This is a genomic window from Haloferax marinisediminis (assembly GCF_009674585.1).
In the GTDB taxonomy this organism is placed as follows: domain Archaea; phylum Halobacteriota; class Halobacteria; order Halobacteriales; family Haloferacaceae; genus Haloferax; species Haloferax marinisediminis.
Window position 1 is genome coordinate 398,639 of sequence record NZ_WKJP01000001.1, and the last position, 16,881, is coordinate 415,519.

Below are 16,881 nucleotides of genomic sequence, written 5' to 3' on the forward strand. Positions count from 1 at the left end.
AAGTAGTCAGGGCAGTGGGACGGGGGGAAGGCTTACGCGGACCGGCGATGCACGGTGAGATATGAGCGATTCCCAGCCAAAAGCAGTCGTGAAGCGCGGCGACGAAATCGACTACGAGGCAGTGGGTGCCGCCGAGGGCATGTCGAAGGGCATCCTCGTCTCCGACGCCGACGGCGCACCGAACTTCGCGATTCGCCGGTTCGTCCTCGACGCGGGTGCCTCCGTGCCGAAGCACACCAACGAGGTCGAACACGAGCAACACGTCCTCTCGGGGCGGTACGTCGTCGGTATCGACGGCGAAGAGTACGAAGTCGAAGCCGGTGACTCGATTTTCATCCCCGCTGGCGTCGTCCACTGGTACCGAAACGAGTCCGACGAGGAAGGCTCGTTCCTGTGTGCCGTCCCGAACGGTGACGACGAAATCGAACTCGTCGACGACGAGTAAGCGACACAGACACACCACAGACGCGACGCGCAGACGAATCCCTGAAATACCACGTCACCGTAGCAGGCATCGTGTCTAAACAGGTCACCCGCGTCGACACGCTCTTTCTCCACCAGACGGACGACGACTATCTCGTCGTCGTCCAGCGAGATGGAAAGCGGGTGCTCCGCGGTAAACTCGAACTCAAAGAGACGAACGCGGGCCCCCGTCCGTTGCGATTCCTCGTCATCCGAAAGGGCGAAGAAACGCCGCGAGACCCGAGTCAGTTCGTCGAGCTCGCCCGGTCGGCCTCTCGGATTCGTATCTCACAGCAGACCTCCCAGCACGGCCGCGAGGAACTCAAAGCGATGCTCGACGGCTACCAACTGGAGGCACTCGTCGTCCGGACCTGTCGCCGATGCTCGGCGAACAGCAGGTACTCCCCCATCACCGACGACACGGCCATCAAGGCCGAACACGAGTACGTTTGCCGCGACTGCGCCGTCCGCGAACTCGAACAGGAACTCTCGTTCGCCGGCGGCCTCACGAGAGCGGCCCAAGACCGCCTCGAAGAACTCCTCTACGAGACCGGGGACCTGACCCGTATTACGAACCTCCTGCAAGGAGAGTTAGACCCCGACCTGACGAAGTTCGACACTATCAGTGCGACGACCGAAGACGTCGACCTCGTCGACACTGCCGACCTCGATATCCATCCGAACCTGAAGTCGATGCTGACAGACCGGTTCGAGACGTTGCTCCCGGTGCAGAGTCTCGCCGTCCGAAACGGCGTCCTCGACGGGAAAGACCAACTGGTCGTGAGCGCCACCGCGACGGGGAAGACGCTCATCGGTGAACTCGCCGGCATCGACCGCATGCTGAAGAGCAAGGGGAAGATGCTCTTTCTCGTTCCGCTCGTCGCACTCGCGAACCAGAAACACGAGGACTTCAAAGAGCGATACGGCCACCTCGGGAAGGTCACCATCCGCGTCGGCGCGAGTCGAATCAACGACGACGGCAACCGCTTCGACCCGAACGCGGACGTCATCGTCGGCACCTACGAGGGCATCGACCACGCCCTCCGGACAGGCAAAGACCTCGGGGACATCGGTACCGTGGTTATCGACGAGGTTCACACGCTGAAAGAAGAAGAGCGTGGCCACCGCCTCGACGGGATGATTTCGCGCCTGAAGTACTACTGCGAGACGCGAGCCAAACGCCGCGACAACTACGACGGCGCACAGTGGATTTACCTCTCAGCGACCGTCGGCAACCCGAAGTGGTTGGCCCAAACCCTCCGTGCCAACCTCGTCGAGTACGAAGACCGACCGGTTCCAATCGAGCGACACGTCACTTTCGCGAACGGCCAAGAGAAACCGCGCATCGAGAACCGTCTCGTCAAACGGGCGTTCGACACGAAATCCTCGAAGGGGTACCGCGGCCAGACGATTATCTTCACCAACTCGCGGCGTCGGTGTCACGAAATTTCGCGAAAGCTCGAGTACAACGCCGCGCCGTACCACGCCGGATTGGACTACAAGCGTCGAAAGCGAGTCGAACGCCAGTTCGCTAATCAGGACCTCGCGGCCGTCGTGACCACCGCGGCACTCGCGGCCGGGGTCGACTTCCCGGCGTCGCAGGTCATCTTCGACACGCTGGCGATGGGTATCGAATGGCTCTCTGTTCAGGAGTTCAGCCAGATGCTCGGGCGCGCCGGCCGGCCGGACTATCACGACAAAGGGACCGTCTACCTGCTGGTCGAACCGGACGCCTCGTACCACAACTCGATGGAGATGACCGAAGACGAAGTCGCGTTCAAACTCCTGAAAGGCGAGATGGAAGAGGTCAGGACCGTCTACGACGAGTCGGCCGCCGTCGAAGAGACGCTGGCGAACATCGTCGTCGCCGGGAAGAAGGCGAAGTCGCTCAACGACCGGATGCTCGGCGAGGTGCCGACGACCCACTCGGTCGGAAAGCTTCTCGAATGGGAGTTCATCGATGGGCTCGAACCGACACCGCTCGGTCTCGCGATCACCCGGCAGTTCCTCTCGCCGAACGAGGCGTTCCGCATCCTCGACGGAATCCGTCAGGGCCTCTCGCCGTACGACATCGTCGCCGACCTCGAACTCGCCGACGAAGGACGATAGCCAGCGCGTCTCCCGGCGACGGCCGCGACGGTCTCCACCCGGCGGAAGCGAGGTTCCGAATCCCGCACGCTTTTCGGGTGCCAGTACGTCCGTGGTTCCGTGGTAGCGATAACGCCGGCCATCCTCGTCGTCTTCGCCGTCATCCTCGTCGCGTTGGCGTTCTTCGCCACCGAACCGGTTCCGGTGGACGTGACAGCAATCGGCATCATGGTGACGTTGATGCTGATTCAACCCATCTCGGAGGCATTCGTCGCAGCGGGACTACTGGGCACCCCCATCATCCTCTTCGAGTCGTATCCCGGTGACGCGCTCTCCGGGTTCGCCAACACAGCGACGCTGACAGTCCTCGCGATGTTCATCTTGAGCGAAGGCGTTCAGCGAACCGGCGTCATCCAGATACTGGGGGCGAAGATTTCGGCGGTCACCGGCGAGAGCGAGTTGAAGCAACTGGGTGCGACCGTCGGTGTCGTCGGACCGATCTCCGGGTTCATCAACAACACCGCCGCCGTGGCTATCTTGCTGCCGATGGTGACCGACCTCGCAGAGCGCGGGCGGACCTCGCCGTCGAAACTCCTCTTGCCGCTCTCGTACGCGTCGATGTTCGGCGGCATGCTGACGGTTATCGGAACGTCGACCAACATCCTCGCCAGCGACGTCTACTCGCGCATCACCGGCGAAGCACCCTTCTCGATGTTCGAGTTCACCACCCTCGGCGCCCTCGTCATGGTGGTCGGAGTCGTCTACCTCCTCACTATCGGCCGCCGACTCACCCCGGCACGTATCGAACCGCGGCTCGACCTGACCGAGGAGTTCGAGATGGCCGAGTACCTCACCGAAGTGGTCGTCCGCAAGGACTCCCCACTCGTTGGACAACAGGTCCAGCGCGCCCTCGTCGAGACGGACTTCGACGTCGACATCCTGCAACTGATTCGTGGTGACAGCGTCTTCCTCGAACCGCTCGGGCCGAAGGAGATACAGGCTGGCGACGTCTTCACCGTCAGAACCGACCGCAACACGCTCGTCGAGCTTCTCGACGTCGAGGGCCTCAACCTCGTCGGGGAAACCGTCACCGAAGACGAACTCGAACTCGCCGACAGAGGGCAGAACCTCGTCGAAGTCGTCATCGCACCCGGGTCGTCGCTCGTCGGCGAGTCGCTCGCAACCGCGAGTTTCCGCCAGCGGTACGACGCCACAGTGCTCGCCCTCCGGCGTGGTGGCGAACTCATCCGTCGCCGGATGGACAACCTTCCACTCCGTGTCGGTGACACACTCCTCGTGCAAGCGACTGTCGAGAGTATCGAACGCCTCGACACCAACCGTGACTTCATCGTCGCCCAGGAAATCGAACGCCACGACTACCGCGAGTCCAAGATTCCCGTCGCTGTCGGCATCGTCGCGGGCGTCGTCCTCTTGGCGGCACTCGGGTTCATCCCCATCGTCGTCTCGGCGTTGCTCGGGTCGCTCGCGATGGTCGCGACGAAGTGTCTTCGACCGACCGAACTGTACGACGCCGTCCAGTGGGACGTCATCTTCCTCCTCGCGGGTGTCATCCCGCTCGGTATCGCGATGGAGAACTCGGGGGCCGCTGAACTCCTCGCCGAGATGGTCGTCATGAGTGGTGAGTTTCTCCCACTGCTCGCAGTCCTCGGCGTGTTCTACTTCGTGACGGCGCTGTTGACGAACGTCATCTCGAACAACGCGAGCGTCGTTCTCATGATTCCCGTCGCAATCGAGGCGGCGACGACACTCGGTGCGCGTCCGTTCTCGTTCGTCCTCGCAGTGATGTTCGCCGCGTCGACCGCGTTCATGACGCCGGTTGGCTACCAGACGAACCTGTTCGTCTACGGTCCGGGTGGCTACAAGTTCACGGACTACATGCGCGTCGGCGGCCCGCTCCAACTGGTTCTCGGGGTCGTGACGACCGTCGGTGTGGCGTACTTCTTCCCACTGACCTGACGAATCAGAACGAAACCCTTTACACTAAGACGAAAAGAGGAGTATATGCGGGACCGTGGGTTAGCCTGGTATACTTCGGGCCTTGGGTGCCCGTGACCCCGGTTCAAATCCGGGCGGTCCCATACCCATTAAGGGGAATTCGGCTTATTTTGCCGGTTTTAACAGCCAACAGCGGTGGTTGGCGTGATGCTCCTCTCCCTCGAGGCCCAGCCTCGTGAGTGTGAGTATTGCGGGTCGCACGTCACCCACAACTTCTGTCGCGTCTACGGCGATTCTGAGGACCGCGTACACCGATGCCGAGAGTGCGACACCGCCGTTCGGATTCAGCGAGGGTCTGCAGCCGGCCGTGACGTTCCAACGCCGGACCCGCAAGAGTCACCCGGTCGTCACGGTGGGCAGCCAGAGAGGTGGTCGAAGTGACGCCTGTCGACTTCGTCCGCGCCTCGAAGCTCTACCACGTCGAGAGTCAGACGGCCGTTCGTCACCCTGCTCTCGACGCGACTGACGCCGACGTTCGTCGAGCGGTCGGAGGTGACACGGCGTGACCGTCGAGTGTCCAACCTGCGGCCACGACAGCGAAAAGCTGCATCGTTGCGAGCGGTGCGGCCGTGACCTCGTCGGAGATGACCGCCAATGAGCCACGTAGCCTCTGCACCCCACGAGACTCGTGGCAACCTACTGTACACGGAGTACGAAGACTCGCCCTACTGGGCCGTCCGCCAGCTGTACAACCACATCGACGGCGGTGCGAAAGGAATCGAGGTAGAAATACCACGCTACGACGCGCCGGGAACAGAGGTTTGGACGGTTTCACTCGGGTTCCACGAGTCCGGGCTGTCTCCCTCGAAACGTGATACCGTCAACTCGCTCCTCGAGTACGACATCAACGCCTACGGTGAGGGACAGCGAAAACTCCCGATTATCATTCAACCCCGACTCGGATGGGACGACGAGAACCGGCCAAACAGCGTTCCTGCGAACCTTGGCCGTTCGACCAACGTCAAACTGAACAACACGGTCAACGTCGAACTTGACGAGATTCCCCATCTCATTCGCGAGATATTACGTGCCGTCTGTGAGAGAGTCGGCTTTGACTGGTCTCGTCGGTACTTCACAGAGACACCTCACGAGTATTCGACCATCACCCAGCACGAGCGGTACATCCGCATCCTTCGGGACATGGCGAAGAAACTCGTCCACAGCGACGGGGTTTTCATGAAACTCTTCATGCTCGTCGCAGACCTGGAGGGGTCGCACGTCGTCTACGATTCGAACAACGAGAAGGTTGTTGGCTACAACCACCAACTCCGATTCGACCGCAAGGCCATCGAGGAGATTTCGAAGAATAGCCGTCATCGACCACGCGGGATGCAGCTCAAGCACTACCATCCCGAGCACGTGCGCAAGAAGTCGGGTGACGACCCACTGTACCACCCGAAGCTCGGTGCGCTCTACAAGAAGAATCTGAACCAAGACCAATCGGTTCGGTGGACCGACCGCCACGACCTCGTCGACGACCTGGAAGAGAAAATGATGAACGTGCTCGAGTGGGCCGGCATTCCAACGAATCCGGGGTCATGGTTCGTCGAAGACGACCACTTCGTTCCCGGAGAATCCGACCGGCGGATTGCGTTCTGGGACGACCCGACGCCGGAAATTGAGGCGTCGCAGGAGTCGGTTATCATCCGGACGCTCCAGGAGCTGGAAGACTCTGACCGCGACGTCCTCGAATACGTCGCCATGGCCGACGGGGGAACTGTCGACGGGGCAGCCGAAGAGACCGGGTGGTCCGAAGCGACCGTCTACCGCGTCCTTCAGCGACTCAGCGGCCTCCTCGACTGCGACAATCGTGTTGTCTCGTGGGTCTCCTCGAAGATGTCCCAACAGGTCCGCGAAATCGTCTCTGTCACCGAGGACGTCGTCGAGTCCAACGCACGACTCATCGAGAATGTCCTCTCTGTCGACCCACGTGACCTGGAACGCTCCGGCCGTGCTCTGCAGAACTGGCTCAATCGATACGGTGCTGAAGTCGTCCAGGGGATGGACGATCGCTCGAAGCGCGTGAAGATTCGCGTTCGGTCGATTCTAACCGAATCGAAGAACAGCACTGCGAAAGGCGAGTACCTACCCGACGTGATCGACGCAGGCTACTCCGCGTGGTGTGACGCCGGCCTCGACGCCGGTCGGTTCTACAACGCCATCATCGAATTCGACCAGGCGTACGGTCCAAAACAGTCCGCAATCGCGAGTCAGCACCTCAGATAGAGCGGCCCTCGTGAGTGGCAACACTACTCGTCGTCTCTTTCTTTTATATACTACACCTTGGTTTTCGCCCGGACCCGTGTTTCGGGTGGACCCTTCGACACCTGTGAGCGACGGCATCGCGCCGGTTCCGCGGCAGGTCGGTCGCACTGCGTGCGACCATCCCCTTAGCGAGTGTGACTAACGTCACAACTTTCAAAAAATAACCCTCCGGCTGTGTAGCTCCAGTTGACGCAGTCGAAAGGGGAGGGGCGAAGGGTTGCATGAAGAATTCGGAAGTTGATGCTTGAGTAACTTCCACGCTCGCTGATTACGCAGTGTGAAGCAGCAACAACCGAACCTATTCGACGCAGGAATGGAATTTGATTAGTCGTCGAACTCGTCCAGACTCGATTCTTTCCGGACGAACTCTTCGCGGGCTCTTTGATAGGCCAATTTTCCTGTCTCCTCGGGAACCATCCCATCAAAGAATTTGTCCTTCACCATGTCTTTGATCTCACCTGGGTCTTCTGACTCCCACATTATCCTAAAGTCACGCTCTTTAACCACGTCTGCGTCTGAATCCTTTATCATACCATAGTTCAGAGCGATCTCCAACAGTTCATCTATCCGCGAATCAACAACGCGGTCTATGTTCCGGCGGTTGGTCCCCAGATGGATTTTGGATTTGAATGTCCGCTCAAACTCTCGTTTTCTAAATTCCTTTGGTTCATCAACCGAGCCCATATTGTTTAAGTAGAGTTGGAGCAGCACTTCGCCGAGAGGAAACACTGGGTGACTGGTTAGGTGGAATCGAATATCGTCGTTCTCAGCAAGTGTTGGGTCGATTCCGTCCTCTCCTAATCTCCTCAAATTTGGATTTTCAACGTGGCCATCGTGGTATTTTATCGTCTTATCTTCCTCGTCTGCTTCAGGAGGCATTTCGGCCTCGATTAATTTCCAAACAGCATACTCGTCGGGATCTGTAGCAATCTTCATCACTTCCATGTCTGCATCGACAAGATCGATTGCTCGAGTGAACGTGAGATACTGAACTGACTGAATTGAAAGGTCTGAACACTGAATGTGTCTTTTTATTTTATCACGCCGTGACCCGGACTCGAGCAGGTCTTTGGTCGTGTTAATTTCATCAACCCAGTGTTGGTATTCCTCGCCACCTACATTACAAGAAACAAAACAGAGATGAACACCACTAGGTTGTTTTTTCGCTAGAAGTAACTCTGCTCCAGAGTCACCAAATTCACGAAGAGGGTTTATGATCGTTGTCTCAAATCCACTATCACTCCCCATTGCAGCGTCCTTAGGGGAAAACGCATTCACGATATCCCGGAAGAGGTTGTACTCTTGCTTACTTGTTGACTGAAAAGTCGTGACATAGCTTTTCCTTGCTCTCTCTTCGTCGATGCTGTCGTATTTTTTAGTGAATAACCGCTCAAAGGAGCGTTTGTCTCCTTTCCCCAGTTCAGCAAAATACCCGTCGTCGTATGGTTTTGGGTCCTTCATGCGACTTTCTTCGGGGTACATTCTGAGTCGAAGTGGTCACTCAAAAAGTTGAATATCCGAAGAGACTGGTCAATGTCAGTCAACTCTCTCGGGAACACCCGAACTTGGTTTCCTTTACTCTTGAGAGTGGTTCTCTCGTTAGTAGTTTCATCAATTAACTCTGCTTGGAAGGATTTGAATTCGGGGTACGCAGTATATTCTGAAACGCTGAATTCCCAAAAGTCGGTATCCATATGCGATTCGAAGTTCTCCAGGTTTTCCGCACTGATACCATCAGCAACCTCAACGGCCCAAGGAGTACTCACAGAGAACTTATCTTCTCCGAAGAATGCACTGTCTGCTTTTCCGTAGTGCCCAGTATTCGCGTACTTTTTCATCTCCTTGACACGTTCAACTTCTTTATTGAACTGCAGCCACAGTTCTTGGAGGCTACCATTGACGTGTACGAACGTACCGTCTGTTTTTATTTTGAATTTGAATTCGTTGGGCTTCTCAAAAACCATTATCTGAGGTAAAATCCCGTAATTATACCTCATCTCACGGTAGGTGTCCAGTCCATCGATAGCACGATACTGAATCGATCGTTCAGTTTCAGGACGACGTCGAGCGCTTATTTTCGAATCAGCAGAGCGTCTCGCACTGAAATATGGGACTAATATATTTTCGTGGTTTGCCACGATATCCTTCCGCAACTCGTCCAGCTCACGCTTGGAAAGCATTAGACGACCCAGGTGAGGCGTTTCGATCAGAAACTTTGAGATGGTGGGTGGAATTTGGTCCGTTTTGTTTGCGTTTGTAATGAACAGAGGAACATGGTCATCGAGGTAGACATAGCTGTAGACCGGTTCTTCATCAACTGTACTGTGTAGTAGATGGAGATCGCCGGACGAGTTAAGGATGCTAAAGCTAGACTGCACAAAGCCTAGGAACTCGTCCTTTCCGCCAGCCAGATTGTTAACTGCGCCAATTATGTTAAATTGGCCAGAGGCTTGCTCATTCTGATAAAGATAGTCAATATATTTAATGAGCGCAGCCTGGTCATCGAAGGACTCATCAATTATATCTAAGAAGTCCGACGACTGCTCAGGCATTAGACACCTCTTAGAGATGATTGCCCACTCTGGCGCTCAATACTTCTCATACCACATGATATGTATAGAGTCCGAATAGTTTTTCGGATATTCATCCTTCAACGAACTTACTTCGAGATACAATTTCAGCGCGAGTCTCTTCTAACTCACCAATATTGTCATACAGGTCCTCTTGTACAGTATCAGGGATCTCCTCAGACACATTCTCTGATTCACTAATCCGTTGGATTACGCCCTTGTATTTGGTCACTTTTGAGTAGAAATCCACCGCGTTCTCTAACTCAGACCCACGGAAAACCCCGCCTAATAGTCCGATATTTACTGCACTGGCTTCATACACCGTTGTCGGGATTGAGTCGGGAGAAGGCATATCATCAGGTTGTAATTGACGACCTGGAGGACGTTTGCTTAACCGCGCCATTTGATTAGCACAATCAGTAATTCCGGTCATTTGGCCGACTTCGGTGAGAAGGGCCCGCTTCAGCTTTTTTCTCTCCCAAACTTGCCTAGCAGAGTACACTAAGAATGCAGATACGAAGGACGCGGCAACTCCGATGATAGTAGAATCCGGTAGACTTGCAGAAGAGCTAGACTGAGCAACGATAGTTGGGAGCGTAACCATACTTATTGATATTCCTGATTCTTTTAAAATCTGAATGGTAATACCCGGCCAGTAACTACGGGTTCATCTCACCTTCAGTCTCAATCGACCTATGGAATGTCTCCAAGAAAAATCAAGAGCTAGGTAATTCAGATTCAATCTATCGACTAATGAGTAATCTATTCCATGGTTAAACAAAGATCCGCCGTGGATGGATTTTCACTTGCTCTGAGTTACGATGTCCACCTGAGCCGTAGAACCGCAGCCGCAGCGACGAGGCTTCGACAGAGCGCATATTTCGAACCCGAATTCCACCACCTCCAGCACCACCAGTAGCAGAGTAGAGCACGAACACGTACAAGCCACCTTCTCGCCGGAGTCGAGCATGGTAGTCCTCGAAAACCCGGAAACGACCGATTTTCCCGCTTCTCCGATTCACCATTGCAGCTTTGATTTCAACGGGGCGGCCGTCGTCGGTCTCAGCGTCCTGCCAAGATGAGTGCGCAGAGACAAGACCGTATCTCTGCCGAGCAGCACGCTCAGCGAGTGCACCGTAGTGGGCTGCTTTCTTACTCCGATTCGTCATGACCTTTGACCCACGACGTCTTCGCGCCGATCACCTCGAGGACAGAGAGCAAAATTCCGGTTCCACGGGGGACGGGCAACCACCGGGGTGCCGCCAATCGGCGCCACTGTGTAAGTAAGTATGCGACCACGGGGGGTGTGTGGTGGTGGTGATGGTCCAGAGTCGCTGTCGTCATGCGCTTTCTCCTTCTGGGGCCGCCACGAGGTCTCGATGTTGTCCCTTCTGCCACTCTCGGACTCTGTCGCCAACCCACGAGGTCGAGTATGGAACGAGGTATTCGGTGTCTTGGCTGTTCTCCTTGCCGATATCGGCGTAACTCATACCGTCGTCATCCCACGGACGGGCAGCACGGATTGCTGTCGAGATAGCTTCCTTCCGCCTCGCATCGTCGGCAGTCTCGACGTCCTCCTGGTCGTCGTCAGTCTCGTCCTCGAGGTCGACTGCGAACGAGGAAGCTTCGTGTTCGTCGTATCGTTCGGCAGTGTCGGTGATACCCTTGTACTCGGCTACTTCCTCGAATTTATCCGTCGTGCCAGTGGATTCGAGGATTTTCACGCGGCCGGGGTCTGCGCGAGATGGCTTCTCGAAGATTGCAGAGTAAAGTCGTCGGAGGTCCTTCGCGGTGTCTGCGCGGGTATGGCCGACGATGAGAACCGAGCCACGTTTCGCGTACTTGTCGCCGGTTTCCTTCTTCCGGACGTACTTGAGCGCCTTGGCGAATCGGTCGGCAGACTGTGCCTCAGCACCGCGCGAAGTGAGCGACTGACTCCCTTCATCAATTATCGCGAGGACAGGGCCATCGAAGTTCGCCATCTCGTCGAGCATCTCCCGAGCACCCGAGATGTGAGTTCCGCCGTTCCACTTGATGTTCGTGACCACCTTCCCGCCAGTGACGGCTTTCCAGATCCGACCGATATCGAGCGTCATCGCGGTCTTCCCCGAACCCGGTGGACCGAGTACGGCACCGATTGCTCCCTCGTCGGTGAGCATCCGGGCCATTCGGGTGAGCCCCTCATCGCCGTCTTTCGTCCTATCGACGAGACCAACCATCCCTTGTAACTGCGAGACGTTTCCGAACTCGTAGGCCGTGTTTATCGAGCGCGTCGAGGAGGACGAGATGATGATTTCGGCCATTCGAGTATCGAGGAAGTCACCCGCGCGGTCGGCCCAGAGTGAGCAGTAGTGGTTGAGGAGGTCGAGCGTGTGAGCGTCGTCGACGAGTCCGGCGAACCGGCGAACGTACTCAGGCCTCTTGTCTCCGAGCTCACCTCGGAGATAGGTTCGTCCCTGTGCGGCGGCATACTGGTCGTTTTTGCTATTGCTCATGGGCTTCCTCCGTCGTTGAGCATCGGGTCAACGGGCTCGAGGGCATCGCCGTCACCTTCGAACACCAGGTCCATTCCGGCGAGGTCGTCCTCGATATCGTCGCTGGCGTCGTCCGACGAGAGTCGGTCCGGTAAGAGGTCGTCCGGCAGCGTCTCGGCAATCACTTCGTCGATAGTCTGGCCACCCATGTTCGGTGCGAGGTGTCCCTCGAGGGCGGCGTTCTGTGCAGCCGCGCGTTGACGGTCAAGTATCCGCACTATCGAGATGAGGTTGTTCCGGATGTGCTGGCCGCGTCGGGCCTCCGGCTCGAGGTAGTTCATCATCTCGTTGATGATGTTGAGCGCCTCGTCGATGTCGTGGTGGCCGACGATGTGTGAATGTGGCCGCATCCCGCGCCACGTACCAACTGCGAGGTTTCGCTCGTCGTCGTAGTGGTAACACTCGTAGGCTTCGCCCTTGCTCTCAGTGAGAGGGTTGAGGCTTCCTGCCGCGACTTCCATCTCAGCAAATTGGTCCTCAGAGAGTTCCCAGTGCTCTACCTTCTCGTCGTTACCACCGTCGATGACGGCGAGCGAGACGGTCGGCGGGTCGGGTATGAGGTCGTCGATCTTCCCACTCGCGACGAGTGCCGCGATGCCTGCGATAACGAACATCCCGACTGCGAGCGGCGTCCACTGCGGGAGTGCCACGTCGCCAGCGTAGACGGCCACGGCACCGATTCCGCCGAGTTTGAGGGCATCGTCGCGCTTCATTAGAGCAACCTCTCTGCGGTCATCTCCTTGTCTTCGCGCTTCTTCTTCACGTACCGGAACGTCCCGGCGGCGGTGACGATTGCAGCACCACCGACGAGCGCGTTCGCGGTTCCCCACTTGACGGGGGGGTTCCCAGCTCGTACCGCATCACTTCGGAGCGCGACGATTCCGTCAGCGTTGCTCGAAGAGATAGTCACTGCGCTGGCTCCGTTGAAGTCCTCGGCGTTGAATTTCACCGTCGTCATTCCAGGGGTCAAGGTCAAGCGACGCATCCGGGCTTTCCCTGCCGCTTCGCCTTCTCCCTCCGAGAGAATTCGCGAGAGTTTCCCGGCGTCGGTGATGGCAACGCGGGTCGGAACGTCGACGTCGAACGTGACGTAGAACGTCCCGTTGTCGAACCGCCAGTTCGTGATACTAGTCGTTTCGGAGAGTTCGATCGTTCGGTCTACTTCTGGCGTCGAGGGCGCGGGCGTCTCCGTCGTGTTTTCGTTCGATTGCGCGGCGACGGTGCCGGCGAGTGCGGGCGTTGCGACTGCGGTCATGATGAGTATGAGTGTGAATATGATTCGGCGCATGGTCGTGGTCCGAAAGGGGAGGTTGGTTAGTTGGCTGTGCTAGCCCTTGATGACGGCAAGGAGCAGAACGACGATCGCACCCGCGATAATCGCCTTATCTTCGGTGCCGACCCCACCGCCGAGGTCAAGGCTGCCACTGCTTGATTTGGCTTCTTCGTACTCGTCGCGGACGGTTTGGAGTCGGTCTAACTCCTCTTGAAGATTCGAGGCGTTCGTTTCCTCGTAGACGTATTCCTGTGGTACTGTGGTGGTCACCGATTCGCCTGTGTCGGTGTTCGTCGCACTCGTGAGAGTGAATTCAGTACCCTCCTGTCCAACGTCGATGATGCCGGACGAGTTGTTATTCTGGTAGGCAAAATACAGCGTTCCGTTGTAGTCAGTGACGTTGTATGTCGTGTTAGTATCCCACCCGGCGGATGCGTCACTGCCGGTATAGAACAGCGTACCCTCATAGGTCGACGTGTTCGTTCCGTTCGTGATTTCGATGGTGTGGGAAACGTTCAGGTCCCCAGATGCACCCATCGCGGCAAGTTGCATTGCCGCGTATGAGTAGTATCCAGTGGAATTGTACTCGGTGGATGCTTGGCTCGCAATGAGCGTCGGGTCCAGTTGTGCTACTTCGGTCGAGTTGAATTCACTACCGTTGTACTGGGAATAGAACGACGTTGCATATACGTCGATGTTCGACTTTACCTGAGTCGATTGATTCCCGAGGTCCGTGTAGGTCTGTTCGTATGGGTCAGACTCAAACACTGCCTGATAAGAACCAGTTGGCGGCTTCGTTTCGACCCAGAAGTCCGTTTCTGCGGGGTCTGTATCGAATTGTAGAGTGTAGCCGGACGTGTCTTTCAGATAGATGGACGTGGCGTAAATCACCGTCCCATTTTCCAGCAAGACGCTACTAACTGTCGGGTCGCCTTGTTGTTCATCGAGGCGGTATAGGTCGCTTGGGACCGTTGCCGAGCCACTGTCGTAGACGTGGCGCATCTCCACGCTCGTCTGGTTCCCGAGGTAGAATATTTGCGCAGCACGTTGGTTGTAGTCTTGAACGAGGTTGTACTGAATGTTCGAATAGTACTCTTCGACGGTCGCGTTCGCCGCGGCGGTCGCGTTCGCTTCGGTGGACCCGTTTTGTAGTTCGTTGATGAGGGTGAGCTTCGCCTTCATGAAGGCCACCGAACGGGTGTCTTGCATGAAGTTGTTAGTCGTCGTCAAGTACGAATTCTGACCCTCGTGGATACCCACAGCGGTTGCGTGGGCATCGGTTGCGGAGACGTTGGCGTAGTCTATTTCTTGCCCAGTGAGCCAACGGCAGCCGGTGTCGGTGCCGACTAGCGTGTTCCACGCCGCGCCTAAGAGTGAGTCTGTTAGGTCGCAGTCTTCGGACCACTCGGCAGAAGCGTCACCGACAGGTGAGGCACCCGGAAGGGCACCACTCATTGCGGCGGTCGTGACGAGCACCCCAACGAGTGCGAGGGTGCCGGTCTGTCTCGCCTTGACCTTGACCCCCAGTCGTTCTCAAGAAGATACTCCAGAATTCTATCGTCCCAAATCGTCATCCAGTCACCTGATTTCCTGACCATGAAATCTACGCAGATGCAGTGCCCTCTCCACCGTTCTCTCCGTCCAATTCCTCTGCGTTGAGTTCTCCCTCTAAGTATTCCTCGCCGATTGGAGTGATGACGTAGACACCATTTCCGAGATGTTGCAACATTCCTTTGTCTTTCAGACGTCGTAGTCGACGCGAAATCTGAGACCGAGAGACCTGAAAATAGCCAGATTTGTCCAACTCACCGGGACTGGCAGAGCCATTCTCGTCAATATATTCAAGAATCCGGTCGTCCCAGATGGTCATCCACGATGCGGATTTCCTCATTCTCTGTGAATATTTGCGTAGGTCACTACTATTGCTACTGTATGTGGTATTAGTGCAGACATATGTATTCAATGCACCGACCACAACATTTATGCAAAAATAACGAATATGAACGAGTACGGAACCACGTGAGATACCGTCGGCTCGAGATGATATTTGTAGGCCCTGAGTGCGGTGAGACCAGCACCGCACCCGGGAAGGTTCCGTCATATAACCATGACGGATGCCACCAAAGCGGGTGTTAACACCCGCATAGTCACCAATGCGGCACAGTTTGATAAGGGCGATGGGTACCCATGTGCGATCTGCCGTGTTCGCGCTGCAATCGGTATCGACGCTAAAACTCGTCTGAGCGTCTGCCGGAAGTGCGCCGGCCGGGAGGTCGAATAAGCATGGACCGACCTTCAGAACTCAAACCCCGCGAGGCAGTTCGCCGGTACCTTGACCGCCGTGGGACGGAACTCTCGTCATCGTCCATCAAGACCTACAAGTACCGCCTGAAGCTCTGGGTCGAGTGGTGCGAGGACCGGAATATCGAGCGCGTCTCTGACCTGAACGGGTGGACGTTCGAGCAGTTCGAGGCGTTCCGCGCCGGTCAGGACATCGCTTCACCAACGCTCCACAGCGAGATGGAGACACTGCTCGGGTTCGTCGAGTATCTCGAACGCATCGAGGCTGTTGACGACGGTCTCTCGAAGAAGGTCCACGTGCCGAGCGTGCCGATGTCGGAACGGTCGCGGGATACGATGTTGGTTCCTGAGGACGCGCTTCGATTGCTTCGGTTCTATCGGTCTCACAGTAGCGTCCGTGGAACTCGGTTCCACGCTGTTCTTGAGCTGGCGTGGCACACTGGAGCACGTCTTGGTGCTCTTCGTGGTCTCGATCTTCGTGACTACTATCCCGACGAGCAGTATGTCGAGTTCGTCCACCGGCCGGAGTCCGAGACGCCATTGAAGAATCAGATGAACGGTGAGCGCACGGTCTCGCTCTTGCCGGAGGTCGTCGAATCGCTGAACACCTACATCAAGAAGTTCCGACCGGATGGTCACGACGACTTCGGTCGCTCACCGTTGTTCGTCACACACCACGGGACTCGTATCTCGAAGAACGGCTTTCGGGGGTGGATGTATCAGGCGACGCAACCGTGCGTTGCTGGTCCGTGTCCGCACGAATACGAGAAAAATTCCTGCGAATTTGCGGGGTCATACACTCAGGGAAGCAAGTGTCCGTCTTCTCGAGCACCACACCACGTTCGGACGGGGTCAATTACGTGGCACAGAGACCGCGGGTTCCCTCCTGAGGTGACGGCAGAACGCGTGAATGCGTCTCAGGACGTTATTGAACAGCATTACGACAAAGCGTCCCAGCGCGAGCGGATGGAACTTCGTCGCCGTCCTCACCTGGACAAACTTCGGATTGAGTGAGCCATGAGTAGGTACATCTCGGTTCAACCGATAGAGGTAGTGGAGAGTCGGCTACTGATGGGTAATTGCACGCCGGGCGGTCCCACTTCTATGCGAACTCAACTACCGAGCACCGCGTAGCGTGTGCGAGGGACGACAAATCCGCAGTGTGTGGACGAAAACGGATTTGAACCCGCCGAGACCGAACGAAGTGAGGTCTCGGCTTGGTTCAACATCCGGGCAATCCCATCCAACGTAACGAAACCAAGCCCTGAGCGACGCACATTCAGAGAAGACTCCCGAGAGAGTGGTTGGGCGTAATCTTCAATCCCTTAGTCGTCGAATTTCTATCACGTATCGGCACGTGGTAACAGTACAC

15 protein-coding genes and 1 tRNA gene are annotated in these 16,881 nt (G+C 56.7%); 8 read left to right on the forward strand and 8 right to left on the reverse strand.

Going from position 1 to position 16,881, the window contains the following annotated elements; all coding sequences use genetic code 11:
* Positions 1 to 61: 61 nt before the first annotated feature.
* The 7 genes from GJR98_RS02130 (at position 62) to GJR98_RS02150 (ending at position 6,792) form a co-directional block, all read left to right on the forward strand.
* Positions 62 to 445 carry a cupin domain-containing protein gene (locus GJR98_RS02130; protein WP_151134995.1) on the forward strand — a complete coding sequence of 128 codons (384 nt, stop codon included), beginning with the start codon at positions 62 to 64 and terminating at the stop codon, positions 443 to 445.
* 71 nt (positions 446 to 516) lie between these two features.
* Positions 517 to 2,571 carry a DEAD/DEAH box helicase gene (locus GJR98_RS02135; protein WP_151134997.1) on the forward strand — a complete coding sequence of 685 codons (2,055 nt, stop codon included), beginning with the start codon at positions 517 to 519 and terminating at the stop codon, positions 2,569 to 2,571.
* A gap of 99 nt (positions 2,572 to 2,670) precedes the next feature.
* A complete protein-coding gene (locus GJR98_RS02140) occupies positions 2,671 to 4,527 on the forward strand; it encodes an SLC13 family permease (RefSeq protein ID WP_151134999.1) in 1,857 nt (618 codons plus the stop codon).
* Positions 4,528 to 4,576: 49 nt separating this feature from the next.
* Positions 4,577 to 4,649: transfer RNA gene (locus GJR98_RS02145), tRNA-Pro, on the forward strand.
* 64 nt (positions 4,650 to 4,713) lie between these two features.
* Positions 4,714 to 4,947 (forward strand): DUF7563 family protein, encoded by a 234-nt coding sequence (locus tag GJR98_RS17595; protein WP_151135001.1) that lies wholly within the window; start codon positions 4,714 to 4,716, stop codon positions 4,945 to 4,947.
* Positions 4,944 to 5,072: a hypothetical protein gene (locus GJR98_RS17785; RefSeq protein WP_255518392.1), complete on the forward strand. Its 129-nt coding sequence runs from the start codon at positions 4,944 to 4,946 to the stop codon at positions 5,070 to 5,072. Before GJR98_RS17595 ends, GJR98_RS17785 begins: the two co-directional genes overlap by 4 nt.
* Positions 5,073 to 5,160: 88 nt before the next feature.
* Positions 5,161 to 6,792: a helix-turn-helix transcriptional regulator gene (locus GJR98_RS02150; RefSeq protein WP_151135002.1), complete on the forward strand. Its 1,632-nt coding sequence runs from the start codon at positions 5,161 to 5,163 to the stop codon at positions 6,790 to 6,792.
* Between the two features lie 363 nt (positions 6,793 to 7,155).
* Here the strand turns inward: GJR98_RS02150 and GJR98_RS02155 are convergent, their stop codons facing one another.
* The 8 genes from GJR98_RS02155 to GJR98_RS18040 all read right to left on the reverse strand — a co-directional run bounded on the left by GJR98_RS02155 (position 7,156) and on the right by GJR98_RS18040 (position 15,099).
* Entirely contained in the window at positions 7,156 to 8,292 is a 1,137-nt protein-coding gene (locus GJR98_RS02155; RefSeq protein ID WP_151135004.1) for a hypothetical protein, read from the reverse strand.
* On the reverse strand, positions 8,289 to 9,383 hold the full coding sequence (locus tag GJR98_RS02160) for a hypothetical protein (RefSeq protein WP_151135006.1): 1,095 nt from the start codon (positions 9,381 to 9,383) through the stop codon (positions 8,289 to 8,291). The genes GJR98_RS02155 and GJR98_RS02160 overlap by 4 nt, the downstream gene beginning before the upstream one ends.
* A 91-nt stretch (positions 9,384 to 9,474) precedes the next feature.
* Positions 9,475 to 10,005, reverse strand: a complete 531-nt coding sequence (locus tag GJR98_RS02165; protein WP_151135008.1) for a hypothetical protein — start codon at positions 10,003 to 10,005, stop codon at positions 9,475 to 9,477.
* Positions 10,006 to 10,741: 736 nt separating this feature from the next.
* Positions 10,742 to 11,896, reverse strand: a complete 1,155-nt coding sequence (locus GJR98_RS02175) for a hypothetical protein (protein WP_151135012.1) — start codon at positions 11,894 to 11,896, stop codon at positions 10,742 to 10,744.
* Positions 11,893 to 12,648, reverse strand: coding sequence for a hypothetical protein (locus tag GJR98_RS02180; protein WP_151135014.1), 756 nt, complete (start codon positions 12,646 to 12,648; stop codon positions 11,893 to 11,895). The genes GJR98_RS02175 and GJR98_RS02180 overlap by 4 nt, the downstream gene beginning before the upstream one ends.
* Positions 12,648 to 13,223 (reverse strand): hypothetical protein, encoded by a 576-nt coding sequence (locus tag GJR98_RS02185; protein ID WP_151135016.1) that lies wholly within the window; start codon positions 13,221 to 13,223, stop codon positions 12,648 to 12,650. The genes GJR98_RS02180 and GJR98_RS02185 overlap by 1 nt, the downstream gene beginning before the upstream one ends.
* 39 nt (positions 13,224 to 13,262) lie before the next feature.
* Positions 13,263 to 14,663 carry a hypothetical protein gene (locus tag GJR98_RS02190; RefSeq protein WP_151135018.1) on the reverse strand — a complete coding sequence of 467 codons (1,401 nt, stop codon included), beginning with the start codon at positions 14,661 to 14,663 and terminating at the stop codon, positions 13,263 to 13,265.
* A 148-nt stretch (positions 14,664 to 14,811) separates the two neighbouring features.
* A complete protein-coding gene (locus GJR98_RS18040; RefSeq protein ID WP_394349859.1) occupies positions 14,812 to 15,099 on the reverse strand; it encodes a PhiH1 repressor in 288 nt (95 codons plus the stop codon).
* Positions 15,100 to 15,491: 392 nt separating this feature from the next.
* On the opposite strand from GJR98_RS18040, the gene GJR98_RS02195 reads away from it, so the two are divergent.
* A complete protein-coding gene (locus GJR98_RS02195) occupies positions 15,492 to 16,523 on the forward strand; it encodes a tyrosine-type recombinase/integrase (protein ID WP_151135022.1) in 1,032 nt (343 codons plus the stop codon).
* Positions 16,524 to 16,881 lie beyond the last annotated feature (358 nt).

Excerpts from the sequence above, each read along its gene's own strand:
- GJR98_RS02190 (WP_151135018.1), bottom strand. The coding sequence starts at position 14,663 with ATGAGTGGTGCCCTTCCGGGTGCCTCACCTGTCGGTGACGCTTCTGCC.
- GJR98_RS02160 (WP_151135006.1), bottom strand. The coding sequence starts at position 9,383 with ATGCCTGAGCAGTCGTCGGACTTCTTAGATATAATTGATGAGTCCTTC.
- GJR98_RS02165 (WP_151135008.1), bottom strand. The coding sequence starts at position 10,005 with ATGGTTACGCTCCCAACTATCGTTGCTCAGTCTAGCTCTTCTGCAAGT.
- GJR98_RS18040 (WP_394349859.1), bottom strand. The coding sequence starts at position 15,099 with ATGAGGAAATCCGCATCGTGGATGACCATCTGGGACGACCGGATTCTT.
- GJR98_RS02195 (WP_151135022.1), top strand. The coding sequence starts at position 15,492 with ATGGACCGACCTTCAGAACTCAAACCCCGCGAGGCAGTTCGCCGGTAC.
- GJR98_RS02155 (WP_151135004.1), bottom strand. The coding sequence starts at position 8,292 with ATGAAGGACCCAAAACCATACGACGACGGGTATTTTGCTGAACTGGGG.
- GJR98_RS02150 (WP_151135002.1), top strand. The coding sequence starts at position 5,161 with ATGAGCCACGTAGCCTCTGCACCCCACGAGACTCGTGGCAACCTACTG.
- GJR98_RS02185 (WP_151135016.1), bottom strand. The coding sequence starts at position 13,223 with ATGCGCCGAATCATATTCACACTCATACTCATCATGACCGCAGTCGCA.
- GJR98_RS02175 (WP_151135012.1), bottom strand. The coding sequence starts at position 11,896 with ATGAGCAATAGCAAAAACGACCAGTATGCCGCCGCACAGGGACGAACC.
- GJR98_RS17595 (WP_151135001.1), top strand. The coding sequence starts at position 4,714 with ATGCTCCTCTCCCTCGAGGCCCAGCCTCGTGAGTGTGAGTATTGCGGG.
- GJR98_RS02130 (WP_151134995.1), top strand. The coding sequence starts at position 62 with ATGAGCGATTCCCAGCCAAAAGCAGTCGTGAAGCGCGGCGACGAAATC.
- GJR98_RS02180 (WP_151135014.1), bottom strand. The coding sequence starts at position 12,648 with ATGAAGCGCGACGATGCCCTCAAACTCGGCGGAATCGGTGCCGTGGCC.